Origin of the sequence: Streptomyces sp. DT224, from assembly GCF_049844595.1 — a bacterium.
In the GTDB taxonomy this organism is placed as follows: domain Bacteria; phylum Actinomycetota; class Actinomycetes; order Streptomycetales; family Streptomycetaceae; genus Streptomyces.
Map to the genome: position 1 here is coordinate 520,265 of NZ_JBNCLI010000001.1, position 24,632 is coordinate 544,896.

A 24,632-nucleotide genomic window follows, 5' to 3' on the forward strand; every position below is an offset into this window, starting at 1 on the left:
TTGCCCGGCCCTGCCGGGAACCACAGGAAGCCCCCTCCTATGCATGCCATGAACTGGCGTGCCGCCCGCGCGGCGGCACGCACTCTCGTCGTACCTCTGGCCGGTGGCCTGCTGTGGGCAGCCGCCCCGACGGCAGCTGCCCACACGGACCTCCTGTCGAGCAACCCGGCCGACGCCGTTTCCCTGGGGCGCATGCCGGACAGTATCCGGCTGACATTCAGCGATGAGATGAGCCAGCTTTACGCCAAAGTTGCTCTGACCTCCCCGGACGGGACCCAGGGGGGCGCAGGGCGGCCAGAGGTAGTGGGGAAGACCGTCACGCTCGCCGTGCAGCCCGGCCTTCCCCCAGGGCGGTACACGGTGGGTTACCGCGTCGTCTCCGCCGATGGGCACCCGGTCGCCGGTTCCTACCGCTTCAGCGTGAGGGAACAGGCAGCAACCCCCCTTGCGTCAGCCGCTCCTGCGCCGTCGTCTCCCAGCAGCAGCAGCAGCAGCAGCAGCAGCAGCAGCAGCCCGGCAGCCCGTTCGAGCGATGTCTCGCGGAGGGCCAGCACAGCATCGTCCTCCGGGCTTCTGCCCGCTCTTGCCGTAGCCGGCGTGCTCGTCGTCGGAGTTGGCGGGGTCGCCCTGTACCGCAGGAGGTCAGGCCATGGCGGTTGAGTTCAAGCACGCGGTACGCCCGCCTCTCCTAATCATGTCGGCGCTCGGCGGCGCGATGGCCGTGACGGTGCTCGCTCTGCGGGGCGCGGGGTCGGCGGCCGAGCAGGTACCAGGAATCGCGGGCGCCGGGGAACTGACCGCGTGGGCACTGCCCGTCGCCAGGATCGTGACGGACGCCGCAGCGGTGGGAACTGTCGGCGCGCTGCTGATGGTGACGGCGCTGCTGCCCGGTGGCCGGCGGCTCACCGACGCGCAGCTGCGCTATATGACGTGGGCCGCGGTCACCGCCGCGGTGTGGGCGGCGGCATCCGCTGCCCTGCTGATATTGACCTTGTCCGATCTCTTCGCACAGCCAGTCGTTGAGATCCTTCGCCCCTCGGTGCTGGCCGACTTCGTCGTCACCGATACCCAGGGGCGCTCGTATGCCGCGATGACGGCCGCCGGGATGGTCTTGGCGACCGTATGCCTGGGCATCAGTACCGCTCGGTGGGGGCGGGCCGCGCTGGTGCTGGCGTTGGCCGGGCTGCTGCCACCCGCCTTCACCGGTCACTCCTCCGGTGCGGGCAATCATGACGCCGCGGTCACGAGTCTGGCCTTGCACCTGCTGGGTGTGGCGATGTGGGTCGGCGGCCTGATCTTTCTTCTCGTCGCCGCCCTGAAACGGGAGGATGCCGCCGCAATGGCGGCCCGCCGCTTCAGTCCACTGGCGGGCGCGGCGTTCCTCGCGGTTGCCGCCTCCGGCCTCGTCAACGCGGCCGTCCGCCTGCCATCCGTCACGGACCTGTTCAGCAGTCGGTACGGGCAGATGGTGCTCCTCAAGGCCGGCGCCCTGATCGTTCTCGGCGGCGTGGGATGGTGGCACCGCCGCCGCACTCTTGCCCGACTGCTTGAGGGTTCGCGGCGGCCGTTTCTGCGGCTGGCGTGCGGAGAACTTCTGGTCATGGCAGCCGCGATGGGACTGGCGGTGGCGCTCGCCCGCACGCCCCCGCCCCGCACGGGCGCCACCTCTCTCACGCCCGCCGAAGAGTTGCTGGGCTTTGCGATGCCGCCGCCTCTCGGTGACTTCCCTTGGACGCCGCTGTTTACGCAGTGGCACTTCGATCCGTTGTTCGCCTTCGGCACGGCCGGCGCAGCCCTGCTGTATCTGGCCGGGGTACGCAAGATGCGCGCCCGTGGTGACGTATGGCCCGTCGGGCGCACGATCGCGTGGATGCTCGGACTGGCGATCACAGTGCTGGCCACCATGAGCGGCCTGGCCGTGTACGGCAAGGTGCTCTTCAGCGTGCACATGGGCCAGCACATGGTCCTCGCGATGACCGTGCCGATCCTCCTGGTCCTGGGCGCACCTGCCACGCTTGCCCTGCGGACGCTACCCAGCGTCCCGAAGGGCGGCCCGGACGGTCTCCGCGAGTTGCTTCTGAAGCTTCTCCACAGCCGCTACGTCAAGGTCATCTCACACCCGGTGGTTGCGAGCGTCTTCTTCATCGCCAGCGCCTTCGCCGTCTACTACACCTCGCTCTTCGAAACGCTGATGCGGAGCCACCTCGGCCACACTTTGATGCTGGTGCACTTCCTCGCGGTGGGGCTGCTCTTCTTCTGGGTGATCATCGGAGTGGACCCCGGGCCCCGCCGCCCACCTCATCTGGGCCGGCTGTTCGCCCTGATGCTGACCATGCCCTTCCACTCCTGGTTCAGCATCTCCCTCATGAGTTCCACCGAGCTCATCGGCGACGGATGGTGGGCGGATCTGGGCCGGACCTGGGGCGCCACGTTGGCAAAGGACCAGTACAACGCGGGGTCCATTGCCTGGGCCACCGGTGACATTCCCGTACTCATTACCACGATCATCCTCGCCGCTCAGTGGGTCCGCTCCGATGCTCGCGAGGCACGCCGGATCGACCGCCAGATCGAACGCGGCGACGCCAACAACCCTTTGGCCGCTTACAACGCGTACCTGGCCGGCCTGCGCGCACGTGACCGCATTTCGGGTTCAACGGCGCCACCCGCTGCCCAACAGCAGCCCCCGCCCAGCGAATGAAACCGTCCGAATCCTCACGAGGAACTATGAAAAAGCACCTGTACGTCGGGGTAGTAATCCTGGCCGCGCTCGCCGCCGCCTTCGGCTCCGTTCTCGCCTTCTCACCTGACGGCCCGAGATCCGCCTCCTTCAACGCCGAACCTGCAGCGGAGGCTCAGCCCGTTCGCACATCCAGCCACCGCCTTACCCAGCCCAAGAACAGCGAACTCACAGTGGTCGAGTTCCTTGACTTTGAATGCGAGGGATGTGGGGCAATGCACCCGGTCGTCGAGCGGCTCCGCGAGGAGTACAAGGACCGGGTCACCTTCGTCGCCCGCTACTTCCCGATGCCGGGTCACCGCAACAGCCAACCGGCTGCCCAGACAGCCGAAGCGGCAGCCCAGCAAGGCCAGTTCGAAGCGATGTACGGCAAGCTCTTCGCGACGCAGAAGGAGTGGGGGGAGGCGCAGGAGTCCAAGGCTGCAGTCTTCCGTGGTTATGCGAAGGAGCTCGGCCTCGATCTGAAGAGGTACGACGCCGCAGTCAAGGATCCGAAGACCGCTGAGCGCGTCCTGGTCGATCAGGCTGACGGCCTCAGCCTGGGAGTGCAGGGCACGCCCACCTTCATCGTCGACGGGGTCCGGGTTGCCACGCCCGGCTCGTACGAGGCATTCAAGGCCCTGATCGATGAACGGCTCGCCCAGTGAGTCGGCCCGAAGACCGGTCGATGATGGCGTACTTCGTCGAGCAGACGCGCAGCTATGCGGCACGTGCCGCGGCGCACGGCGTCGACCTGGACCAGTTCGCGGGCGGGCAGGCTCCGCAGGTGCTTTTCATCTCCTGCTCGGACGCGCGACTCGCGCCTGCTTGGCTCACCGGCAGCCGGCCGGGCGAACTCCTCGAACTGCGCACCCACGGCGGGACGGTCTCCCGCTACCAGCCTGAAAACCCCTTGCCGGACGCTGTGACGATCGAGTTCGCCGTGGAACGCCTCAACGTGGCCGACATCATCGTGTGCGGACACTCTCAGTGCGAAGTCGTCAGGGCTGATGTTTTCCCAGGAACGAACAGTCACCCCGGGAGCGAAGATCCGTCGGCCGGGGCAGTGACGACCGACGTGCAAGTGCCGCAGGACATTACGACCGGTGACGTCACCGCCGCGGGACACTTGCACGTCATTCGGCAACTGGACGTGCTCAGCGACTATCCCTGCATCGCGCTCCGTATGGCCGACAACAGCCTGCGCCTGCATGCCTGGTTCCACGAAGTCGAAACGGGCGCCACCCTCCAACACCGGCCGACCGCGAACGCGTTCCTCCCGCTGTGAACCAATCCCACGAAGACCACTTCATGAAGGTGCGCACATGACAGCCACGGCACAGCCCACATACGACGAACGCCTGACAGCGCCGCGCTCTTGGTGGTTCATCGCCCTGCTCGCCGGGGTCGCACTGGGCCTGATCGTCCTGCCGTACGGACCGCTGCCCATGATGGGCGGCCTCGTCGTCGGTACCGCGATCGCCTGCACATGGGTCAGCGGGCAGGGCTCCTCGCGTATCCGTGTCATCAATGGCCTGCTCATCGCAGACGACGCCAAAATCCCGGTGCAGGCACTGGGCGCTCCGGAAATCCTGGAGGGAGAGGAATCGCGTGCCTGGCGGACGTACAAGGCCGACATGCGGGCCCACATGTTGATGCGCAGCTACATCACCACGGCGGTGCGTGCCGAGGTGGTCGACCCCGACGATCCCACCCCCTACGTGTACCTCTCGACGCGCAGTCCCCAGCGGTTGGTCGAGGCCCTTGCCGCCGCGCAGGCGGCCTGAACCCGTCATGAAGACCGTAATTGCGCAACTCTCTCCGAAGGAGGGGTGACTCGTGCTGATCGCTTCCGCAACGGATTCCGCTGTGCTGAGCGGCTCGTTGCTGCTGGCCCTGCCGCTCGCTGCCCTGGCGGGCGCGATCTCGTTCTTCTCGCCCTGTGTACTGCCCCTGGTGCCCGGATATCTGTCCTATGTGACCGGGATCAGCGGCGCGGACCTGGAAGCGGCACGCCGTGGCCGCATCGTGGGCGGAACGCTGCTGTTTCTGGCGGGATTCACTGCCGTGTTCGTCTCCTGCGGCGCTGCATTCGGCTACGTGGGCAACACATTGCTGGCGTACCAGGACCCACTGATCCGGATCCTCGGGGCGCTGACCATCGTGATGGGTCTGTCTTTCATGGGCGTGTTGCCCGGGATGAACCGGGAATGGCGCATTCACCGGCGCCCGGCAGCCGGTTGGGCCGGTGCTCCGATGCTGGGAGTGCTCTTTGGCCTGGGCTGGACTCCGTGCATCGGCCCCACGCTGGCCGCTGTGCAGGCGCTTGCCCTCAGCGAGGCCAGTGCGGGTCGGGGAGCTGTCCTCACTGTCGCTTACTGCGCGGGGCTGGGCCTGCCCTTCCTCGCTGCAGGGCTGGCTTTTCGGAAGGCGCTCGGAGTCTTCGACTGGGTGAAAGCCCACTACACATGGGTGATGCGCGCAGGCGGCGTCATGATGATTGCCACCGGCGTGCTGATGGTCACCGGTGTTTGGGGTTACCTGGTCGGCCAGATGCAGTACTGGGCGGCGGGCTTCACCGTTGGCATCTGAACCGGTGCGCCGGCCCCGTCGCCTGAGCGTCCCAACCTGGATGCCACGAGGCGCGTCAGGACGCATTGCCCCGCCCATGGAAATCGCTAGGATCTGCGCACGATGACGAGACAGTGGACCAGCGCCCCGCGGGCCGTCGGCCTTCGCCTGCGCTACGTGATGAGCTGGGCGGTCAGCCTGGCCATCGCTCTGATCGCTCTCGTGGCGTGTGCTCAACTGGAGTCCCGCGCAAACTCTATGGCCCCGTTTGCGGTGACGTCCGTCGCGGCGCTTGCCCCGTCTCCTCTGCTTCCTGACGGGTGCGCAGATCACCAGCCTGGTGGTCCAGAGCACTGCGCGAGTGCCCTGCAGCACATGGGCAAGGCATTGGCGCCTGCCCCGGACATGGGCGAACCCTGGGCGAAGGGCAGCAGTATCGCGGCACCGTCACTGTCGGTCCCCGATCTGGTTTCACCGCCGTGCACCCCCTCGCCCGTTGTTGATCTTCATGTGCTGCAGGTGCAGCGGACTTAGGCCGGATCGTCCCTTTCCGCAGAACACATCGGGCGCCTTGAACCACGCCGGTGAACGAAGTGACGACCAATCGCCATCCGCTACGCATCCGCCGCCACTCCGGCGGCACAAGGGACATCCCATGGGCACTGCCAAAGCAAAATCAGCGGCCACCGCTCGACGGGCCAAGCTGGACGAACTTCGACGCGTCGAGCGGGCACGTGAACGCCGCAACAAGATAATCACCGTCGTCATCTGCGCGGTGATCTTCGTGGTTCTGGCCGGAGGGGCGGGCTATCTGCTGTTCACGATCGAGGGCGAGGAGAAGAAGCAGGAGACAGCCCGCACCTCACCCATCAAGGGGGAGAAGACGTGGAAGAAGCTCACGCAGAACCACGTGGCCAAGCCCGTCACGTATCCCATGACACCGGCTGCCGGGGGTGACCACGCCCAGGCGTGGATGAACTGCAATGGGGACGTTTACGCCAAGGAAGTGCGCCAGGAGAACGCCGTTCACGCTCTGGAGCACGGCGCGGTCTGGGTCACCTACAACGACAAGACCCCGGCGTCCGATGTTGCGACGCTGAAGCAGAAGGTGTCCCAAACCCCGTACACGCTGATGAGCCCGCACTCCAAGCAGACAGGTCCGATCACCTTGACGGCCTGGGGCAAGCAGCTGTCTGTGGACAGTGCCTCCGACCCGCGCATCGCCACCTTCTTCGACAAGTACGTGCAGGGTGAGCAGACCCCGGAGCCGGGTGCCGCGTGCACGAACGGTCTGACGGCGTGAGTCCTCGCCGCCCGGTACCGCGCTGGTTCGTCGTGTCGGCCCTGCTGCTGGGCCTCTGTGGTGCTGCCGGGGCGATCGCTGTCGCGATCCCGGGCCGGACGCAGGCAGCCCAGCCGGTTCCGGCAGGCGAGTCAGCTGACGCCGGTTTCGCTCGCGACATGGCGGTGCACCACCAGCAGGCCGTCGAGATGTCGTTCCTCGTACGCGACAACACCCGCAACGAGGAGTTGCGGCGGCTCGCCTTCGACGTCATCAACACGCAGGCCAATCAACGGGGCATGATGCTGGGCTGGCTCGACATGTGGGGTGCCTCCAAGGTCTCCAGCGATGGTCCGATGCGCTGGATGAAGGGCCACTCTGTGCCGGGCGGTGCGGGGATGCCGGGAATGGCCACCCGTGCCCAGCTGGAGCGGCTCAGGTCGGCCAGAGGCAAGGCGGCCGAAGTCCTCTACCTGCAGTTGATGATCCCGCACCACCAGGGCGGCGTCGTCATGGCCAGAGCCGCAGCTCAACAGGTCAAGAGCAGCCCGGTTCGGGGCCTCGCCGCGGGCATCGTCCGCGCCCAGAAGTCCGAGATCAGCCTGATGCGGGACATGCTCGCCCAACGTAGCGCCTCTCGGTCTCCCACGGCTTCGCCTTCGCCCCACCACTGACGGCAGTTACGGCCAGGCCCGGTCCGGCATCGATACGCCGCACCGGGCCTGGGTTGTGACCACGGGCTCGAGCCTCAGGCATCCTGGCGCCGGCCGACTCCCGGAAGGAAGCGACCCGTGCGCGCCGAATAGAGGCCGTATGCCTGACCGTGCACGCCGGAAAGGTAGGGCTCCTCGACGACGCGGACCTGCAGCTCAATCGCGAACAGCAAAAGCCCCAGGGCGATTACAGCGATCACGTTGGGCACCATCAGCGCCAGGCCGACGGCCGTGGCGGTCATGGCGGTGAAGACGGGGTTGCGTACGTGAGTGAACAGGCCAGTGGTGACCAGGTCCGTGCGTTCTGCGGCGTCCACGCCCACGCGCCACGAGGCACCCATATTGGTCTGCGCCATCAGGGTGGCCCCGATGCCTGCCAGGGCGATCACCAGTCCCGCCCACCGCACCGCAGGCATCTCATCCCCGGAGAGTGCGGGCAGGCCGAACAGGGCGGCGACAGGAGCTGCGGCCCCACCGAGCAGCGCGAGAACGAAGAGCACCCCTGCCCACCAGGGTGGTGAGCCGGGCCTGCCGGAGATGCCGCGGAAGCCGGTATCTCCGGTACGGCGTTGCTGCATAGCACCGCGTACCCCGAAGGCGGTCATCGTCCACGCCACGTACAGAGTCAGTGCCGTTAAAGCCCAGCCGTTCATCTCCGGCCCTCGCTTCCCTCCGTGGTGCAGCAGGCGCATTCCGGGGCGCAGCCGCAGGCATCGCCTCCGTCTTCCGCACCTGTGATCGAAAGGGTCGTGGCGGGCGCCGCGCAGCAGCCCTTGCCCTGCCACGCGTCGCGGCCTTCCTTGAGGGCGACGGCTGCGATGACCAGGGCGGCGATCGGATCCGCCCAGGTCCAGCCGAGCGTGGCGTTGACTATGAGCCCAGCTAGGAGCACGGCAGACAGGTAGGTGCACAGCAGCGTCTGCTTGGAGTCCGCGACCGCCGAGGCTGAACCCAGCTCGCGCCCGGCCCGGCGCTGGGCCGCCGACAGGAACGGCATGACCGCAAGGGACAGTGCCGCGAGCGCAATGCCGGGGATGGACCGATCGGCCTCACCGGTGCCGCCCAGGACACGTATCGCGTCGACTCCCACGTATGCGGCAAGAGCGAAGAAGGACACGGCGATGATCCGCAGGGTGGTCTTCTCGCGCGCCTGACGTACAGCGTGATCGCGGGCGGAGAACTGCCAGGCCACCGCACTGGCGGAGGAGACCTCGATGACCGAATCCAGCCCGAACCCGACCAGCGCGGTAGAGGAGGCGACGGCGCCCGCGGTGATCGCCACCACGGCCTCGATGACGTTGTAGGCAATCGTCGCGGCGAGCAGGAACCGGATGCGGCGGGCGAGAGCTTCACGGCGATCCGGGGACGGGCTCAGGGATATGACGGCCATCAGCAGCAGTCCTTCTCGTCTGCTTCGGCACAGGTACGGTCTGCTGCGACGGCCACGACGGCCGCGCGCAGATCGTCCAGGGCGTGCCCAAGACGCGGGTCGGCGAGCTCGTAGCGGGTACGCCGGCCCACCGGCACGGCGACCACTAGACCGCAGTCGCGCAAGCAGGCCAGATGGTTGGAGAGGCGCGTACGGGAGATTCCCAGGGCCTCGGCCAGATCTGACGGATGAGCCGGAGTCTCTCTCAGGGCGAGGAGGAGCCGGCAGCGGATCGGATCGGCCAGCGCGCGGCCGAAGCGGGCAAGGACGTCGATGTCGGAGGCAAGCGTCAACACCGCGTGAACGATACACGTTCCCCTGAATTCAGGGAACGATGTACTGACACATGGGTAGGCGGCGAGCATCTCGGTCCGGGTAGGGCGAGGAGTCTCGGCGCAACCAGGACAGGCGGTGAGGGTCACTTCGTCGCTGCCGGTGGACCCCGCGACGGGCTGGCCGCCGGGAACCGACAGTCACGCGCCCATGTGTGAAAGTGGCTGGATCACCCTCACTCGTACGGGGGGACGCGTGACTTCCCAGGGCTGCACACAGGGTAGCGTCATGATCACTGTGCGAGATCGAATGTGGTGGGTGCGCGAGGACCGCGGCAGCATCGTGGTCGCCTTGGTGGTGGCTGCGCTGGCCGTGCTGCTTCTCGGTGTCTGTGACAGCGGGGGCCACCATCGCCTGGTCGGGGTCAAGGTAGACGAGCAGGCGCTCCCCGTCGCGTCGGCTGCACCGTACGAGCCGCACGCACCAGAGATCCTCCCGGCTCTCACCCCGGCTTCCTCCGTCGGTTGCCAGGGCGGTGATCGTGACCACTGCTCTCCCGTGGCCGAGCAGCATGTCGCGACCCAGGCGGAGGATCGTCGCTTCCTCCAGGAGCTACCGGGGACCGCCGCCGGGAAGTGGGCAGCCGCAGCCCCGGTCTGGTGCAGCGGTATCCAGGAACGCGAGTTTCCTGTCACGGCGGGGCGTGATGTGTTGAACCGGTTGTGCGTGTCCCGAAGGTGACGAGGTCAGGCCGTGTACGAGCGGCAGTTTCTGCCGCTGTCCGGCCTACTGCCTGATTCAGCCCCCTCTCCCCTCGTGGGGCCGAGGCCGCACGTCGAGTTGTAGACGGCTATGCGCCGCCATCGTGCCCCAACGCACGAAAGACACCCTCACATGACTGGACTTTCCCTGCCCGAAAACCTGAAGGCTTCCCCACCCAGCGTCCTGGAGGCTGTCGGCGGCACTCCCGTGCTGTGGGTGGACGAGCCGTTCGCCACCTCACCCGGAGGCTTCTGGGCCAAGCTCGAAGGATTCAACCCCGGCGGTATCAAGGATCGCGCAGCCCTGCATATGGTCGCCCGGGCCCGCGAACGCGGAGACCTCCGCCCCGGATCCCCGATTGTGGAATCCACCTCCGGCACCCTGGGGCTCGGCCTGGCGTTGGCCGGTGTCCTGCACGGCCATCCGGTGCATCTGGTGACCGACCCCGGCATGGAGCCGATCATGGAGCGGATGCTCACCGCCCACGGTGCCACCCTCTACATCGTCGACCAGCCTCACCCCGAAGGCGGCTGGCAGGAGGCGCGCCGTCAGAAGGTGGCCGAACTCCTTGCTGCCTTGCCGGGGGCTTGGTCGCCCGACCAGTACAACAACCCCGACAACGTGGCCGCCTACGCGGGGCTGGCCACCGAACTCGCCGACCAGTTGGAACACATCGACATCCTCGTCTGTGCAGTCGGCACCGGAGGGCACTCGGCCGGCATCGCCCGGGGTCTGCGTCGACGGATGCCCCAGCTGCGGCTGGTCGGGGTCGACACCATCGGATCGACCATCTTCGGCCAGCCCGCACGGACCCGCCTGATGCGGGGGTTGGGCTCCTCGATCTATCCCCGCAACGTCGACTACACGGCCTTCAGTGAAGTCCACTGGGTCGCCCCGGGCGAAGCCGTCTGGTCGGCCAGGTGCCTGGCCGCACGCCAGTTCGCTACCGGCGGCTGGAGTGTGGGAGCGGTCGCCCTGGTCGCCGGCTGGGTGGCCCGCACCCAGCCGGCAGGCACCCGCATTGCCGCCGTGTTCCCCGACGGGCCGCACCGCTACTTCGACACCGTCTTCAACGACGACTACTGCCGCGCCCACGATCTCCTCAACACCCCACCGACCACCGGGCCCGACACCATCGACGCCGCCGGATTGCGTGAGGTAACCCGGTGGACACGCTGCACCACCGTCACCGACCCCACGAAACCCCCGACCTCGATCAACGCCGGAGCCCACCAGTGAAGACGACGTGGCGTCAGGCCCGCTCCTTCGACCCCACCGTGCAGCTGCTGCTGATCAACCAGCTCAGCATCAACCTCGGCTTCTACATGCTCATGCCCTACCTGGCGGCCCACCTCTCTGGCACCCTGGCTCTGGCAGCCTGGGCCGTCGGCCTCATCATGGGTATGCGTAACCTCTCCCAACAGGGCATGTTTCTCATCGGCGGGGCCTTGGCCGACCGGCTTGGCTACCGGCCGCTGATCATCGCCGGATGCGCACTTCGCACCGTCGGCTTCACCGCCCTCGCCTTCGCCGACACCCTTCCCGCACTCTTGGCCGCCTCCGCCGCTACCGGGCTGGCAGGCGCACTGTTCAACCCGGCCGTCCGCGCCTACCTGGCGGCCGAATCCGGCGAACGACGTGTCGAGGCGTTCGCCCTGTTCAACGTCTTCTACCAGGCCGGGATTCTGCTCGGGCCGCTGATCGGGCTGGCGCTGACCGCAGTGGCGTTCCCTGTCACCTGCCTGGTGGCTGCCGTCCTGTTCGCGGCCCTGACTCTGTTGCAGATGCGCCGACTGCCGGCCCGGACCGGCGCAACCGCAGGCGAGGGGACAACCCTGCGCGAGCAGGCGGCCGTAGTCATGCGCAACCGGCCGTTCTGGCTGTTCTCCGCAGCCATGACCGGTTCCTACGTCCTGTCCTTCCAGATCTATCTGGCCCTGCCCCTGGAGACCAAGCGCCTGGTCGGTGACGGCACAACAGGGACTGCAGCCACCAGTGCACTGTTCGTCATTTCTGGGTTGGTTGCGCTCGGTGGACAGATGCGCATTACCGCCTGGTGCAAAAAATCTCTGACGCCCCAGCACTGCCTGGTGGCCGGGCTCGCACTGATGGCGATCGCGTTCCTGCCCCCGATGCTCACCTCCGGCCAGCACCTCACCTCAGCCGGATGGCGCACCGCGGTCATCATGCTGCCGCTGCTCGCCTGCGCGGCCCTGCTCGCCGCAGCGACCGCGGTGCTGTACCCGTTCGAGATGGATACCATCGTGGCCCTGTCCGGCGGACGCTGGGTCGCCACCCACTACGGCCTCTACAACACCGTCTGCGGTATCGGCATCACGTTGGGGAACCTCGCCACTGGCGCGGTCTTGGACGCCGCCCGCGATGCCGGCCTCGCCGCCCTGCCCTGGGTCGTCCTGGCCTTGGTCGGCGCGTGCTGCGCAGCCGCTGTCGCAGCACTCGCACGCAGCGGCAACCTCACCACCACCCCAGTCCCAGTGCAGGTCTGACATGAGCGTGCTGGTGCGCAGCCCAGTTGCTTCTGCGCACCAGCACGCTGGGTGCCTACGCCCGGCTGCGGTTGCGGCGCGTCCACCACACAGTTGCCCCGGCGACCGCGACCAGCGCGGCCGCGATCAGCCCAACCAACAGGCCGGTATTACTGCCAGAACTCTTCTTGCTTTCAGGCTGTGCGGAAGGCGATGACTCGGTCGCCGGAGTGGACGCTGCCGGTGACGGCGTGCTGGCACTCGGCGTCGGCGAAGGACTTGGCGCAATCGCTTTGGCTCCCGGGGCCGCCGCCTTCAGTTCCAGGACCGGGGCGGGGTTCTCCACCTTCTGACCGTTGCTGGGCACCTCGATCCAACGGGAGACCTTGCCGTCGCTGTACGTCTCAATGGTCTTGAACGCCAGCGACTTCGCGTCGGGCAGCTGCCGAACCGTGATGCTGTGCTCGGCGTCCGTCCCCGCAGTCAGTGCTGTGCCGCCCACGGTGTACCCGTCGTCTGTGGTGCTGAGCGCCCAGCCCTTGGGGGCCTCCTTCAGCGACACAGCGTCCGGAGCGATGCCTGCGGGCAGCACGACCCGCAGCTCCTTGATTCCCGCAGCGTCCGACTCCGCCTCCGAGGTAAACGTAAGCGTGACGTTCTCCGCCAGAGCGCGGGCGTCAGAAGCGCTGACTTCGGCGTGGGCAGCGGCAGTACCCGCCCCCGCCGCAAGGACAGCAGCGGTGACTGTCGCCGCAATCCCTATCCGGCAAAGGCTGCGGCAGGTACGTGATGTGTTCGCCATGAATGAAACTCTTCTCGTGCAGGTGGGGCCGGCCGTCGGTGAGCAGCCCGCTATGGATTGGCAGCGTCTACAGCCGCACCCATGGCGGGCCCCTGCGGACCACGGCGTGACACAGGACCACCTGCAATGCAGACTTCCCCGGTCTGGCCGGCAAGGGGCATTGCGCGGGCAGGGCAGCCGCTGTGCGCAGTGGCTGCGGCCCCAAAGGCCCCAGTGCGGCAGCAAGGGCAGCGATCGCGGTCCGTGTCCATCTGCTGGCAGTCTGTGGAAGCTTGCTCAGAGCCTGATCCGCGCGATACATCAGCACCGCCACCGCTACAGCAGCCAGCCAATGCACCGACGTCATCACGAACGGACTGTGATGAGCCGAGTATCCGGAGCCTGACATGGCGTGCATTTCGTGCTGCCTGCCCATGACAGGGGCTGAACTGGCCAATGCCGCGTGCAGCAACGCCTGGGCGCAACCGGTTGCCGCAGCCACCAGCCACCACGAGCGAGGCGTACCTGCCGACATTGCGGATACGGCGAACACGGCAGCCGCTGCGGCGAGCAGTTTCAACCAGGGGACAGCACTCTCGGCGACCAGGTGATGTCCCACGACCGCGAGGACGCTGCTGATCGCCGTGAACACAGCAGCCCGGATCCACCGACCCCCTCGCCACATGCTCGAAGTCTTCTTCTGGTTCGTCGTTTCTCTGAGCCTGTCCATGCCGCGCCCATCATCCCCGGAAACCTCGCTTGCGGTCTCCGCCCCCTGAGAAGTGCCGCACTCGAGTGCGCTCATTCGACCGACCGGTGTGGCCGCGTCGCCGTCCTTCGGTCGGTGGCGGCCCGGCTTCCCTGTCTGCGCAGTACGGCACTCGCTGCAGTTGAAACTAAGTAACTAAGTAACTTAGTCTCCGAGTGCCCTTCGTTGACCGGTCGCCCGCTCGGGGTGACGGCGAAGGCGCTGCCGCACCGTGTCTCCCGAAACGGACCGCAGGGCAACAGAACGTCCCGCGGCCCGCGACCCAGGAAGTAGGAGTCAGACTCCGTGGCGTCCCACCGTCGTCCCAAGCAGGCCAGTCACGCGTATACGACCGCGCTCACCGCGACTGCGGCTGCCGCCGTTGCCTTCTCGGCGCAGACTGCATCAGCCGATCCGCTGCCCGACCCGTCCAAGAAGGGCGTACAGGCGCAAATTGACCGCCTGTATGAAGAGGCCACGCAGGCAACAGAGAAGTACAACGGGGCTAAAGAAAGGGCCGAGCAGCTGGACAAGCAGGTCAAAGACCTGCAAAGCGCCGCAGCCCGCAAACAGAGTGGCCTCAACACACTCCGGAATCAACTGGGTGCAATTGCTTCCGCTCAGTACCGCAGTGGCGGGCTCGACCCGTCCGTGCAACTGCTGCTGTCGTCGGACCCTGATGAGTTCCTCGAAGGGGCGGCAGCGCTGGACCGTCTCGGCGCGCATCAACTCTCCGCATGGCAACGCTACGCGAAGCAACAGCGCGAGTTGCAGCAGCAACGCACGCAAGCCATGGCAAAGGTCAAGGATCTGGGCAGTACCCGTACGGAGCTGGGTGTAAAGAAGAAGGAAATCCAGGGCAAGTTGGCGAAGGCGCGGCAGCTGCTCAACAGCTTGACAGCCAAAGAGCGTGCAAAGATCGCCGAGGACGAAGAGCGAGCGAACCGGTCGAGCGAGCGCACGGAGTTGGGCAACGAGGCCAGTGGCTCGCAGCGCGCCGCTTCGGCGTTCAGCGCCGCCCAGAGCCGAGTCGGCCTGCCGTACGTGTGGGGCGCCACGGGCCCCTCTTCCTTCGACTGCAGCGGTTTGACTTCATGGGCCTTCCAGCAGGCGGGCGTCTCTATCCCGCGGACTTCGCAGGCTCAGGCCGGGGTCGGTACAAGGATCAACTCATTGAGTGCGTTGAAGCCTGGCGATCTGATCATCATGCGGACCGACCTGAGCCACGTCGGCTTCTATGCCGGCAACGGACAAATTCTGCACTCTCCCAAACCGGGCGCCCAGGTGCGCTACGAGTCCATCGCGCGGAGCGGCATGCCGTTCATGTGGGGCGTACGCATCTGACGATCGGGTCGGCGCGGACAGCAGGATTGACGCAGCCGGGCTACAGAGGCAGAAGCGCGAAGGTGGTGCTCAGGGCGAGGCTCGGAGGGCAAGCGACGAGCACGGGAAGTAGCGGCACCACCATCGCGGCCGTCGCGATGCAGCAAAGCATGGCCAGGTTTGCGCTCGGGACTGGAATGAGAATGCGCTGGAGTCTGACCGCGACGCCATGACCTCCGACCCCTAGCGCACCGTCCGGGACGCTGGCGGTGGCCATCTCGTACATGGCGGTAGCCAGCACGTTACGTCCTGTCCTGCGAAGCGCCCGGTCGTCGGCAATCATCTCCAGCAGGAGCGGAATTTGCTCCCGCATCACAGAGGCGAGCGGGAGCCCGCGAAAGACGGCGGCGAAGGCTTGGGAAGCCGCTAGGAGCAAGTGGTGCCGGCCGGCGATGTGCGCCCGCTCATGCTCAAGAACCGCGCCGAGTTGCTTGCTGGAGAGGAGCTCGACAGCGCCCCTGCTGACGACGATCCTGGGTCGGTATCCGGGAAGGCAGTAAGCCGTCGGTGCGGCGTGCTCCAGCACAGTGGCTCCCAATACCGCCGACCGGCGACCTACCAGGTCCAGCACTCTTCTGTGCCGCTTGCGGATAGCCCGAGCGCGCCGTACGCAGATGGTGAAGGTGACCACCAGAGCGGCACCCACAGCTCCCGCCCCTACGTAGCCCGCGTAGTTGGCCCTGGTTGAGCTCGGCGCATCAATGCCCAGCGCGACTCGGCATGTGTAGATGATGCCGTGAAGGTGCGTATGGGGACTTGCCAGATGGAGGGCACCCAGCGCAAGGCAAAGCGAGAACGAGCAGGCGAGCGTCAGCCAGACGGTCACGGCCAGAGCCGGAGCCCTGTGCGGCCAGCTGCTGCGCGCCATGATGCGCGGAGCAAGCGTCCCGACCGCTGCGGCGTAACCCAACAGGGCAGGCGCTGCGTTCACGGGGTGAGGTCGTGTCCGGCGGCGCGAAGGGCATCGCGCAGAGCGGATACCTCGTCATCGGACATGCCGCGGACGAAGTGAGCCAAGGCCACCGACCGGTCCTCACTGGCACCCAGAGCATCTTCCATCAGCGCAGCCGAGTACGCCTCCCTGCTACGCACCGGCGTGTAGAGCCAAGCGCGCCCCTGCTTCTCGCGCGTGAGCCAACCCTTGTTGTAGAGGATTGTGGTGACCGTCATCACGGTGGTGTAAGCGGCGGGGCGTCGCGCGTTGATCGAATCAACCACCTCTCGGACCGTGGCGGGTCTGCCCCATGTCCAGAGGCAGTCCATGATCTCGGCTTCGAGATCTCCCAGCCGCCGCATACCCAAGCCTTTCCTGCTGCCACAGTCTCACCGTCCCGCAATACTAGGACGCTGTCCTAACCTTCCTGCGTGCCACGGCCAGTCCCCACCCCCAACACCAGTCATCCTGAGCCTGCAGTGTCCAGACTCGGGCAGGGGACCGCACCCGCGACGACATCCACCAGCACGGAGGCGGCTTCGCCTTGCGCCGGCGTGCGAGGAGCATTCGTCGGCGCATGCTTTGCAGGCGGTGGCCCAAGCGGTGAGCAGGGCGCGGGCGGAGTTCCCCCCGCGAGCCGGACAGCGGGTGCTTGCGCTGGCGGGGCGAGGTCCTGCCTGAGCAAGGCTCTCGTCTCGAGCGGGGTGACGTACCCGTAGTCGAGGGTGCCGACGGAGGCGGCTGCGGTTGTACTCGACCTCGACATAGCGGAAAACGTCGGCCCGGGCAGCCTCGCGGGTCTCCCACACGTTTGTCCCGATCTCCGCTTTCGGGATGGCGAACCAGCGCCCTTGAAGTTCTAATGCTTCATGGGTCCGTATTGCCACCCGTGCTTTTCGGCTTTATCGCGAAGAACGCTGGCGCGCCTCTGCTGGAGTTTCTTCGAATCAATCAGTTTGTAATCGACGTACGCATGGGCAGGTGGGCGGGTTTCTCCGTCATCGATTTGGGCATCGTCAATGACTCTTAGACCCGCTTCGTTAACTTCGCCTACCTCTACACAGAAAATGCCGACCGACGCGTAACCCAGCGTCCCGGTGTGATGGTGGTGCGCTGCTTCAGGGGTGACCAATGAAGACCTTGTCACCGATACTTCACCGGTATCCTTAGGTGTGGGTCGAAAGAGTTGGCTACTGACCCGGCCGTCATGGACCCAGCTAGGATTCACTTGGCGCCAAAGTTTCTCGTCCTGGGTCGATATTTCAAGCTCGCCGGGCCGAAGATTTGGGCCGTCAGTCGCCATACTGGGTGATCCCCCCGGTCACGAATTCTGTGATGCTTTCTAGGTTCCGCCAGTGGAACGTCTTAGTGCTGTCGGTGTCGTCTTCCTTCGAAAAGGCATATACGTCCACCTTTTCTTCTGGGAGAATTACTAGCGTGACCTCGCCTCGGGTGAAAGGCCACTCTAGCTGGACCCCACCCTCCTCGGTCGGATAAATGTATGGGCGCTCGACCTGTGCATCAAGGAGTTCAAGAAGAATGGATTCGACTTGGCGCAGTAGCTTTCTGCTCACTTCCTTGCCGATGCCATCGAGCCAGCCATTTTCGAGAGTCTGCAATGTCAGGAGACGTTCTGACCACTCAGGCGGCAGAACCGGTTCGATCGACAGAATGTCCTGAATCTCGATATAGTCGCCATCTAGTGACTGAATTGCTACGGCGTTAACGGCGACCGTGGGGGCCATTGTTGATCGATCTAGGTATTGCTTAAGGTCCACGACGATGTCGTCGGAGGAGAAGCGCCCCAGTACCTGTTTCCCGCTAGATAGGCGGAAGTCGAATGTGCCCTTTTCTGCGTTTACTCCGATGACCTGCCCTGCGATGAGCGTTTCAATCTCGAATCGCTCAAGGCGCGCCTTCTCGTGAATCAATCGGCGGACTGATTGCGAGTAGATCACTTCGGATGGGCTGCCACTGTCGAAGACGATTGATTCGTCATCCTGCAAGCTGCGTCCGAAGCGTGAGAATTCGCGAAGTGCGTGCGGCGGGAAGGTCCGCGGAATGCCGGATCCGGACTGGATGGAGCGCAAAGTGTCTTGAATTAGGATGCGTGCCTCGTCGAAGATGCCTGAGTCCTCGTCGAAGAGGGTGTCAGTCTCATTGGTGGCACGCTCAAGAATGGGCACCACGCTTCCGGCTTGGATGTCCGAAAGGCGGAGAGAGAAAGAGGACGCGAAACCCCTAGGAACCCTCTGTCGCGTGGCGTGTCGCTGCTTGTACAACCCGCGTGCCACGTCGACCACGAGACGCTCATACCTGGCGAACTCTGCCAAGACCTCAACGGGCAAACCCTGTTGCTCGTAGCGGCCACCTCGAAGGCGCCAAGATCCAAAAGTGCGACGATCCGTCCCCATGTCCCCACCCTACTGAGACGGCACCTTCCCCATGACGTCCACACTTGAGTAGAGCAATTTTCCTCCCTATTGGCTCCAGAAGCAATCGGGTTGGAGCTCTCTGCCTGTAGCGATTGGGACACGGCGGTTAGAGGCCGAGACCAGCAGCACCGTGGTCTCGGTACCTGCTCCGTCCGGGAGCGTCCGCCACCGTCCGCATGGGTGCGAGTAGGCGCCTGTTCAGCCGTTGGGTGCGAGGGGCGGACGGTGGCGGATGCTCGCGGAGCGAGACCGGACAACTCGTCATGCGTAGGTTTCGCTACCTGGCATGTAACCACTACCTGAGTCGGCCGTAAGAGCGCCAGATCAGCCTGGAAGTTGGCCTACCGCAACGGCGATCAGCCAAGTCCTACGGGGACATCCCAGGGACTTTTCAGGGACTTTCACGTCTGTCCCAGGGGGTTTCCAGGGACTTTCCACCCCGTAGGCAGGGAAGGCCCTGACAGCGCTGAAAGAAGCAAACGCGCTGGTCAGGGCCTATCCGACTAGCACTCGATGATGTTCACCGCGAGCCCGCCGCGGGCGGTCTCCTTGTACTTCACGGACATGTCCGCGCCGGTCTCCTTCATGGTCTTGATGACCTTGTCGAGGGAGACCTTGTGGCTGCCGTCGCCGCGCAGCGCCATCTTCGCCGCCGTGACCGCCTTGACCGCGGCCATGCCGTTGCGCTCGATGCACGGGATCTGGACGAGGCCGCCGACCGGGTCGCAGGTCAGGCCCAGGTTGTGCTCCATGCCGATCTCGGCGGCGTTCTCCACCTGCTCGGCGCTGCCGCCCAGGACCTCGGCGAGGGCGCCGGCGGCCATGGAGCAGGCGGAGCCGACCTCGCCCTGGCAGCCGACCTCGGCGCCGGAGATGGAGGCGTTCTCCTTGAACAGCATGCCGATCGCGCCGGCCGCCAGCAGGAAGCGGACGATGCCGTCCTCCTTCTCGGCCTCCGTGCAGCCGCCCGCGGCGAAGTTCATCCAGTAGTGCAGGACGGCCGGGATGATGCCGGCCGCGCCGTTGGTCGGGGCGGTGACCACGCGGCCGCCCGCCGCGTTCTCCTCGTTGACCGCCATCGCGTAGAGGGTGATCCACTCCATGGCGTGCGCCTGCGGATCGCCCTCCGCGCGCAGCTGGCGGGCGGTCTTGGCGGCGCGGCGGTGGACCTTGAGGCCGCCGGGCAGGATGCCCTCGCGGGACATGCCGCGCGAGACGCACGCCTGCATGGCGCGCCAGAGGTCGAGGAGGCCGGAGCGGATCTCGTCCTCGGTGCGCCAGGCGCGCTCGTTCTCCAGCATCAGCGAGGAGATCGACAGACCGGTCTCGCGGGTCAGCCGCAGCAGCTCGTCGCCGGTGCGGAAGGGGTACTTCAGGACCGTGTCGTCGAGCACGATCCGGTCCTCGCCCATGGCGTCCTCGTCCACGACGAAGCCGCCGCCGACCGAGTAGTACGTCTTCTCCAGGAGCGGGGCGCCCTCGGCGTCGTACGCGAAGACGGTCATGCCGTTGGCGTGGTACGGGAGCGCCTTGCGGCGGTGCAGGACCAGCTGCTCGTCCGCGTCGAAGGGGATCTCGTGCATCCCGAGCAGGTTGATCCGGCCGGTGGAGCGGATCTCCTCGACCCGCTCGTCGGCCGTCTCGACGTCGACCGTGCGCGGGGACTCGCCCTCCAGGCCGAGCAGGACCGCCTTGGGGGTGCCGTGGCCGTGGCCGGTGGCGCCGAGGGAGCCGTACAGCTCGGCCCGGATCGAGGCGGTGTGGGCGAGCAGGCCCTCGTTCTTCAGGCGGCGCGCGAACATACGGGCCGCGCGCATGGGGCCGACCGTATGGGAGCTGGACGGGCCGATGCCGATCGAGAACAGGTCGAAGACCGAGATGGCCACGGGGGGACTCCTAAGGGGTTGGTAGACGCCGTTGTCTGCCGGGTGGTGCGGTACGGGCGTGGGCGGCCCGGAGTGCAAGAGACAAAGCGGGGGACAAGGGACGGGGCACCGCGCCCACTGTTCAGTGTGCGGGTGCCCCTCCCGGAGGCGCGAATGCGCCTGGTCGGCTACTTCAGGCCGGGGTACAGCGGGAACTTCTCGGCCAGCTTCGCGACCCGGGCCTTCAGGTCGTCCGCGTCGTAGGACGGCTTGAGGGCCGAGGCGATGATCTCGGCGACCTCGGTGAAGTCCTCGGCGCGGAAGCCGCGGGTGGCCAGGGCCGGGGTGCCGATCCGGAGGCCGGAGGTGACCATCGGCGGGCGCGGGTCGTTGGGGACGGCGTTCCGGTTGACCGTGATGCCGATCTCGTGGAGCCGGTCCTCGGCCTGCTGGCCGTCCAGCTCGGAGTCGCGCAGGTCCACCAGGACCAGGTGCACGTCGGTGCCGCCGGACAGGACGGAGACGCCCACCTCGGTGACGTCCGGCTGGACCAGGCGCTCGGCCAGGATGCGGGCGCCCTCCAGGGTGCGCTGCTGGCGCTCCTTGAACTCCTCGCCCGCTGCGACCTTGAAGGACACCGCCTTGGCCGCGATCACGTGCTCCAGCGGGCCGCCCTGCTGACCCGGGAAGACCGCCGAGTTGATCTTCTTGGCGAGCTCCTGGGTGGAGAGGATCACACCGCCGCGCGGACCGCCGAGGGTCTTGTGCGTGGTCGTGGTGACGACGTGGGCGTGCGGCACCGGGTTGGGGTGCAGGCCCGCGGCGACCAGACCGGCGAAGTGGGCCATGTCGACCATCAGGTACGCGCCGACCTCGTCCGCGATGCGGCGGAAGGCGGCGAAGTCCAGCTGGCGCGGGTAGGCGGACCAGCCGGCGACGATCAGCTGCGGCTTGGACTCCTTGGCCAGGCGCTCGACCTCGGCCATGTCCACGACACCGGTGTCGTCCACGTGGTACGGGACCACGTTGTAGAGCTTGCCGGAGAAGTTGATCTTCATGCCGTGGGTCAGGTGGCCGCCGTGCGCCAGGTTCAGGCCCATGATCGTGTCGCCCGGCTTCAGCAGCGCGAACATCGCGGCGGCGTTCGCCTGCGCACCGGAGTGCGGCTGGACGTTCGCGGCCTCGGCGCCGAAGAGCGCCTTGATCCGGTCGATGGCGATCTGCTCGACCACGTCGACGTGCTCACAGCCGCCGTAGTAGCGGCGGCCGGGGTAGCCCTCGGCGTACTTGTTGGTCAGGACGGAGCCCTGCGCCTCCATGACCGCGACCGGAGCGAAGTTCTCCGAAGCGATCATTTCGAGCGTGGACTGCTGGCGCAGGAGCTCGGCGTCGACGGCGGCGGCGACGTCCGGGTCCAGCTCGTGGAGTGAGGAGTTGAGAAGCGACATCAGGTGGTCCCTTGGGGTCTTTAGTTGCCGGAGAACTCGGTGTACTCGTCGGCGGAGAGCAGGTCCTTCGGCTCCTCGGCGACGCGTACCTTGAACAGCCAGCCGCCTTCGAACGGAGCGGAGTTCACCAGCGACGGATCGTCCACGACGGCCTGGTTGAACTCCGTGATCTCACCGGTCACCGGCGAGTACAGGTCGCTGACCGACTTGGTCGACTCCAGCTCGCCGCAGGTCTCGCCCGCGGTCACCGTGTCACCGACCTCGGGGAGCTGGGCGAAGACGACGTCACCGAGCGCGTTGGCCGCGTGCTCGGTGATGCCGACCGTGGACACACCGTCCTCGGCGGGCGACAGCCACTCGTGCTCCTTGCTGTACCGCAGCTGCTGGGGGTTGCTCATGGTCTGAATTCTCCTGTACGCGGGGAGTGCGGATGAACGGTGGTCTTACGGTGTGAGACGGGACCGCGTCGGGTACGCGGCACCGGCCGGGTTCTACGGTTCTACTTCGTGCGCTTGTAGAAGGGGAGCGCCACGACCTCGTACGGCTCGTGGCTGCCTCGGATCTCCACCGCGACTCCTGCGGTGCCCGGCTCGGCGTGCGCCGCGTCGACGTACGCCATGGCGATCGGCTTGCCCAGGGTGGGGGAGGGGGCGCCCGAGGTGACCTCGCCGATGACCTGACCGCCGGCGACGACCGGGAACCCGGCGCGCGGCACCCGGCGGCCCTCGGCGACCAGGCCGACGAGCTTGCGGGGCGGGGCGGTCTCGGCGCGCTCCGCGGCGGCCTCCAGCGCCTTGCGGCCGACGAAGTCGCCGTCCTTCTCGAACTTCACGACCCGGCCGAGCCCGGCGTCGAACGGGGTCAGCGACGTCGTCAGCTCGTGCCCGTACAGCGGCATGCCCGCCTCCAGGCGCAGCGTGTCACGGCAGGAGAGGCCGCACGGGATCAGGCCGTGCGCGGCGCCCGCCTCGGTGAGCGCCTTCCACAGCCGCTCGGCGTGCCCGGGCGCGACGAACAGCTCGAAGCCGTCCTCGCCGGTGTAGCCGGTACGGGCGATCAGCGCGGGCACCCCGGCGACCGTGCCGGGCAGTCCCGCGTAGTACTTCAGGCCGTCCAGGTCGGCGTCGGTCACGGCCGCGAGGATCGCCGGGGACTCGGGGCCCTGGACGGCGAGCAGCGCGTACGCGTCGCGGTCGTCGCGGACCTCGGCGTCGAAGCCGGCGGCGCGCGCGGTGAGCGTGTCCAGGACGAGCTGGGCGTTGCCGGCGTTGGCGACGACCATGTACTCCGTGTCCTGGAGGCGGTAGACGATCAGGTCGTCCAGGATGCCGCCGTCCTCGGCGCAGATCATCGTGTAGCGGGCCCGGCCGGTCGAGACCGTGCCGATGTTGCCGACCAGCGCGTAGTTCAGCAGGTCCACCGCCTGCGGGCCGGTGACGGTGATCTCGCCCATGTGGGACAGGTCGAAGAGGCCGGCCTTCGTGCGGACGGCGTTGTGCTCGTCGCGCTCGCTGGCGTAACGCAGCGGCATGTCCCAGCCCGCGAAGTCGGTCATGGTGGCGCCCAGCGAGCGGTGCAGGGTGTCGAGGGCGGTGAGACGGGGGGTGCTGCTCATGAAACGGGCTCCCAGGGCATGACGACGAGGACGATCCCTCCCCATCTGTCATCGGAACCTGAGAGGTTCGCCGAGAGGCCCCGCGGGGGTCGGCTTGCACCTTGGGTGGAGCCGCCGGGCGGCCCGCTTTTCAGATATGCCTCATCCACGCGGTACGGGGCCTGAGAGATTCAAGGGAGGATCTTGCTCCTTCGGCGCCCGGCACGGTGACCGGGACTCTCCCGCGCGGATTCAAGCGGCCTGTATGCAGTTGGCGGGGTCATCATCGCACGCATTCCGGGGGAGTGGTGCGCCGGGAGCGGTGCCGCTCGTCACGGTCTTCCGGCGGGTCGGACGGTTGTATCGCATTACCTTTTCTTTACACTTCCGGGGTAGGTACCGGTCCTGCACGCGTCGGCCGTACGGCCAGGGGGAGGCGATGACGTTGCGCTACGCGACGACCGCGGGAACCACGAGCACCACACTGCCCGCGCAGTCCGGCTCACCGCCCCGGCAGGCGGTGGGCACGCATCCGCCCGTCGTCCGGGACCTGCGCGGCCGGGCCGGGCGCGGCCCGCGCACCCTGCGCTTCGCCGCCGGGGACGTCGTGGTGGTCTCCGGACTCCCCGGCAGCGGCAAGTCGACCCTGCTCTCCCGCACCGCCCCGGCGTACGCCGTCGACTCCCAGGACACCCGGGACCGCTGGGCCCGCCGGATGCCCCGCTTACTCCCCTACGTCCTCTACCGCCCGCTCGTCCGCCTCGCCCACTACCGGGGGCTGCGGCGGGTCCTGCGCTCCGGCGCCTCCGTCGTCGTCCACGACTGCGGTACGCAGAGCTGGGTCCGCGCCCTGCTCGCCCGCCACGCCCGGCGCCGGGGCAGCGGCCTGCACCTGGTCCTGCTCGACGTCTGCGCCCGGACCGCGCGCGAGGGCCAGCGCGAGCGCGGCCGGGGCGTCTCCGCCTACGCCTTCGCCCGGCACCGCAGAGCCGTGGGGCGGCTGCTGCGGGACACCGAGGCGGGGCTGCTGCCGCGCGGCTGCGCCTCGGCGGTGCTGCTCGACCGCGAGGCGGCCGGGGCGCTCACGCGCATCACGTTCGCAGACGCACAGACCGACGGCTGAAAACGGACCGTCCAACGGCCGGACAGTAGCCGGGGAGGCGGTTTCCGGACAGGCCCCAGGGCCGACGGAGGCCGGGTGAGGCCGTACCC

24 protein-coding genes, 1 pseudogene and 1 riboswitch are annotated in these 24,632 nt (G+C 67.2%); of the genes and pseudogenes, 13 read left to right on the forward strand and 12 right to left on the reverse strand.

Features of this window, described 5'->3' with window-relative positions; translation table 11 throughout:
• Nucleotides 1-192: 192 nt before the first annotated feature.
• Nucleotides 193-363, forward strand: a pseudogene (locus ACLQ2N_RS02505) (copper resistance CopC family protein); the annotation flags it as partial.
• A gap of 44 nt (nt 364-407) precedes the next feature.
• Here the strand turns inward: ACLQ2N_RS02505 and ACLQ2N_RS02510 are convergent.
• Nucleotides 408-554 (reverse strand): hypothetical protein, encoded by a 147-nt coding sequence (locus ACLQ2N_RS02510; RefSeq protein ID WP_425809001.1) that lies wholly within the window; start codon nt 552-554, stop codon nt 408-410.
• A 95-nt stretch (nt 555-649) separates the two neighbouring features.
• Between ACLQ2N_RS02510 and ACLQ2N_RS02515 the strand changes: the two genes are divergently transcribed.
• The 7 genes from ACLQ2N_RS02515 to ACLQ2N_RS02545 all read left to right on the forward strand — a co-directional run bounded on the left by ACLQ2N_RS02515 (nt 650) and on the right by ACLQ2N_RS02545 (nt 7,243).
• On the forward strand, nt 650-2,698 hold the full coding sequence (locus ACLQ2N_RS02515) for a cytochrome c oxidase assembly protein (protein ID WP_148020911.1): 2,049 nt from the start codon (nt 650-652) through the stop codon (nt 2,696-2,698).
• 26 nt (nt 2,699-2,724) lie between these two features.
• Nucleotides 2,725-3,384, forward strand: coding sequence for a DsbA family protein (locus ACLQ2N_RS02520; RefSeq protein WP_148020912.1), 660 nt, complete (start codon nt 2,725-2,727; stop codon nt 3,382-3,384).
• Nucleotides 3,385-3,404: 20 nt separating this feature from the next.
• A complete protein-coding gene (locus tag ACLQ2N_RS02525; protein ID WP_148020913.1) occupies nt 3,405-4,004 on the forward strand; it encodes a carbonic anhydrase in 600 nt (199 codons plus the stop codon).
• A 37-nt stretch (nt 4,005-4,041) separates the two neighbouring features.
• The gene (locus ACLQ2N_RS02530; RefSeq protein ID WP_148020914.1) at nt 4,042-4,503 is read left to right on the forward strand and encodes a DUF3093 domain-containing protein; all 462 of its coding nucleotides are present in this window, start codon (nt 4,042-4,044) and stop codon (nt 4,501-4,503) included.
• Between the two features lie 52 nt (nt 4,504-4,555).
• Nucleotides 4,556-5,308, forward strand: coding sequence for a cytochrome c biogenesis CcdA family protein (locus ACLQ2N_RS02535; protein ID WP_148020915.1), 753 nt, complete (start codon nt 4,556-4,558; stop codon nt 5,306-5,308).
• Between the two features lie 634 nt (nt 5,309-5,942).
• The gene (locus tag ACLQ2N_RS02540; protein WP_148020916.1) at nt 5,943-6,590 is read left to right on the forward strand and encodes a DUF3105 domain-containing protein; all 648 of its coding nucleotides are present in this window, start codon (nt 5,943-5,945) and stop codon (nt 6,588-6,590) included.
• Nucleotides 6,587-7,243: a DUF305 domain-containing protein gene (locus tag ACLQ2N_RS02545; protein WP_148020917.1), complete on the forward strand. Its 657-nt coding sequence runs from the start codon at nt 6,587-6,589 to the stop codon at nt 7,241-7,243. The genes ACLQ2N_RS02540 and ACLQ2N_RS02545 overlap by 4 nt, the downstream gene beginning before the upstream one ends.
• A gap of 74 nt (nt 7,244-7,317) precedes the next feature.
• On the opposite strand, the gene ACLQ2N_RS02550 is transcribed toward ACLQ2N_RS02545, so the two are convergent.
• Genes ACLQ2N_RS02550 through ACLQ2N_RS02560 form a run of 3 tightly spaced genes read right to left on the reverse strand, consistent with a single transcriptional unit; the run spans nt 7,318 to nt 9,007 of the window.
• Entirely contained in the window at nt 7,318-7,935 is a 618-nt protein-coding gene (locus ACLQ2N_RS02550; protein WP_148020918.1) for a methyltransferase family protein, read from the reverse strand.
• Nucleotides 7,932-8,672: a cation transporter gene (locus ACLQ2N_RS02555; RefSeq protein WP_148020919.1), complete on the reverse strand. Its 741-nt coding sequence runs from the start codon at nt 8,670-8,672 to the stop codon at nt 7,932-7,934. Before ACLQ2N_RS02555 ends, ACLQ2N_RS02550 begins: the two co-directional genes overlap by 4 nt.
• Entirely contained in the window at nt 8,672-9,007 is a 336-nt protein-coding gene (locus ACLQ2N_RS02560) for an ArsR/SmtB family transcription factor (protein WP_148020920.1), read from the reverse strand. The genes ACLQ2N_RS02555 and ACLQ2N_RS02560 overlap by 1 nt, the downstream gene beginning before the upstream one ends.
• A 265-nt stretch (nt 9,008-9,272) precedes the next feature.
• On the opposite strand from ACLQ2N_RS02560, the gene ACLQ2N_RS02565 reads away from it, so the two are divergent.
• From ACLQ2N_RS02565 to ACLQ2N_RS02575, 3 genes are all read left to right on the forward strand, one after another.
• Nucleotides 9,273-9,725: a hypothetical protein gene (locus ACLQ2N_RS02565; protein WP_326657760.1), complete on the forward strand. Its 453-nt coding sequence runs from the start codon at nt 9,273-9,275 to the stop codon at nt 9,723-9,725.
• A gap of 153 nt (nt 9,726-9,878) precedes the next feature.
• Nucleotides 9,879-10,985 carry a PLP-dependent cysteine synthase family protein gene (locus tag ACLQ2N_RS02570; RefSeq protein ID WP_315986324.1) on the forward strand — a complete coding sequence of 369 codons (1,107 nt, stop codon included), beginning with the start codon at nt 9,879-9,881 and terminating at the stop codon, nt 10,983-10,985.
• Nucleotides 10,982-12,253 (forward strand): MFS transporter, encoded by a 1,272-nt coding sequence (locus tag ACLQ2N_RS02575; protein WP_148020923.1) that lies wholly within the window; start codon nt 10,982-10,984, stop codon nt 12,251-12,253. Before ACLQ2N_RS02570 ends, ACLQ2N_RS02575 begins: the two co-directional genes overlap by 4 nt.
• Before the next feature lie 55 nt (nt 12,254-12,308).
• On the opposite strand, the gene ACLQ2N_RS02580 is transcribed toward ACLQ2N_RS02575, so the two are convergent.
• Complete coding sequence (locus ACLQ2N_RS02580) at nt 12,309-13,034, reverse strand: DUF1775 domain-containing protein (RefSeq protein ID WP_326657759.1); 726 nt, start codon at nt 13,032-13,034, stop codon at nt 12,309-12,311.
• Between the two features lie 1,033 nt (nt 13,035-14,067).
• On the opposite strand from ACLQ2N_RS02580, the gene ACLQ2N_RS02585 reads away from it, so the two are divergent.
• Entirely contained in the window at nt 14,068-15,105 is a 1,038-nt protein-coding gene (locus ACLQ2N_RS02585) for an NlpC/P60 family protein (RefSeq protein ID WP_148020925.1), read from the forward strand.
• 40 nt (nt 15,106-15,145) lie between these two features.
• Here ACLQ2N_RS02585 and ACLQ2N_RS02590 read toward each other — a convergent pair whose 3' ends face one another.
• The 7 genes from ACLQ2N_RS02590 to gcvT all read right to left on the reverse strand — a co-directional run bounded on the left by ACLQ2N_RS02590 (nt 15,146) and on the right by gcvT (nt 23,441).
• Nucleotides 15,146-16,075, reverse strand: coding sequence for a M56 family metallopeptidase (locus tag ACLQ2N_RS02590; RefSeq protein ID WP_148020926.1), 930 nt, complete (start codon nt 16,073-16,075; stop codon nt 15,146-15,148).
• Entirely contained in the window at nt 16,072-16,440 is a 369-nt protein-coding gene (locus ACLQ2N_RS02595; protein ID WP_148020927.1) for a BlaI/MecI/CopY family transcriptional regulator, read from the reverse strand. The genes ACLQ2N_RS02590 and ACLQ2N_RS02595 overlap by 4 nt, the downstream gene beginning before the upstream one ends.
• A 930-nt stretch (nt 16,441-17,370) precedes the next feature.
• On the reverse strand, nt 17,371-18,264 hold the full coding sequence (locus tag ACLQ2N_RS02600) for a hypothetical protein (protein ID WP_148020928.1): 894 nt from the start codon (nt 18,262-18,264) through the stop codon (nt 17,371-17,373).
• A 752-nt stretch (nt 18,265-19,016) separates the two neighbouring features.
• Nucleotides 19,017-20,399, reverse strand: a complete 1,383-nt coding sequence (locus ACLQ2N_RS02605; protein ID WP_425808554.1) for an L-serine ammonia-lyase — start codon at nt 20,397-20,399, stop codon at nt 19,017-19,019.
• Between the two features lie 167 nt (nt 20,400-20,566).
• Nucleotides 20,567-21,826: a serine hydroxymethyltransferase gene (gene glyA, locus ACLQ2N_RS02610; RefSeq protein ID WP_425808555.1), complete on the reverse strand. Its 1,260-nt coding sequence runs from the start codon at nt 21,824-21,826 to the stop codon at nt 20,567-20,569.
• A gap of 20 nt (nt 21,827-21,846) precedes the next feature.
• Nucleotides 21,847-22,224: a glycine cleavage system protein GcvH gene (gcvH, locus tag ACLQ2N_RS02615; protein ID WP_425808556.1), complete on the reverse strand. Its 378-nt coding sequence runs from the start codon at nt 22,222-22,224 to the stop codon at nt 21,847-21,849.
• Nucleotides 22,225-22,325: 101 nt separating this feature from the next.
• Nucleotides 22,326-23,441, reverse strand: coding sequence for a glycine cleavage system aminomethyltransferase GcvT (gcvT, locus tag ACLQ2N_RS02620; RefSeq protein WP_425808557.1), 1,116 nt, complete (start codon nt 23,439-23,441; stop codon nt 22,326-22,328).
• Between the two features lie 140 nt (nt 23,442-23,581).
• A riboswitch (glycine riboswitch) is annotated at nt 23,582-23,675 on the reverse strand.
• A gap of 184 nt (nt 23,676-23,859) precedes the next feature.
• On the opposite strand from gcvT, the gene ACLQ2N_RS02625 reads away from it, so the two are divergent.
• On the forward strand, nt 23,860-24,543 hold the full coding sequence (locus ACLQ2N_RS02625) for an AAA family ATPase (RefSeq protein ID WP_425808558.1): 684 nt from the start codon (nt 23,860-23,862) through the stop codon (nt 24,541-24,543).
• Nucleotides 24,544-24,632 lie beyond the last annotated feature (89 nt).

Coding starts and splice junctions, on each gene's coding strand:
- ACLQ2N_RS02550 (WP_148020918.1), bottom strand. CDS start 7,935: ATGAACGGCTGGGCTTTAACGGCACTGACTCTGTACGTGGCGTGGACG.
- ACLQ2N_RS02555 (WP_148020919.1), bottom strand. CDS start 8,672: ATGGCCGTCATATCCCTGAGCCCGTCCCCGGATCGCCGTGAAGCTCTC.
- ACLQ2N_RS02595 (WP_148020927.1), bottom strand. CDS start 16,440: ATGCGGCGGCTGGGAGATCTCGAAGCCGAGATCATGGACTGCCTCTGG.
- ACLQ2N_RS02520 (WP_148020912.1), top strand. CDS start 2,725: ATGAAAAAGCACCTGTACGTCGGGGTAGTAATCCTGGCCGCGCTCGCC.
- gcvT (WP_425808557.1), bottom strand. CDS start 23,441: ATGAGCAGCACCCCCCGTCTCACCGCCCTCGACACCCTGCACCGCTCG.
- ACLQ2N_RS02515 (WP_148020911.1), top strand. CDS start 650: ATGGCGGTTGAGTTCAAGCACGCGGTACGCCCGCCTCTCCTAATCATG.
- gcvH (WP_425808556.1), bottom strand. CDS start 22,224: ATGAGCAACCCCCAGCAGCTGCGGTACAGCAAGGAGCACGAGTGGCTG.
- ACLQ2N_RS02565 (WP_326657760.1), top strand. CDS start 9,273: ATGATCACTGTGCGAGATCGAATGTGGTGGGTGCGCGAGGACCGCGGC.
- ACLQ2N_RS02525 (WP_148020913.1), top strand. CDS start 3,405: ATGATGGCGTACTTCGTCGAGCAGACGCGCAGCTATGCGGCACGTGCC.
- ACLQ2N_RS02580 (WP_326657759.1), bottom strand. CDS start 13,034: ATGGCGAACACATCACGTACCTGCCGCAGCCTTTGCCGGATAGGGATT.
- glyA (WP_425808555.1), bottom strand. CDS start 21,826: ATGTCGCTTCTCAACTCCTCACTCCACGAGCTGGACCCGGACGTCGCC.
- ACLQ2N_RS02570 (WP_315986324.1), top strand. CDS start 9,879: ATGACTGGACTTTCCCTGCCCGAAAACCTGAAGGCTTCCCCACCCAGC.
- ACLQ2N_RS02540 (WP_148020916.1), top strand. CDS start 5,943: ATGGGCACTGCCAAAGCAAAATCAGCGGCCACCGCTCGACGGGCCAAG.
- ACLQ2N_RS02530 (WP_148020914.1), top strand. CDS start 4,042: ATGACAGCCACGGCACAGCCCACATACGACGAACGCCTGACAGCGCCG.
- ACLQ2N_RS02625 (WP_425808558.1), top strand. CDS start 23,860: ATGACGTTGCGCTACGCGACGACCGCGGGAACCACGAGCACCACACTG.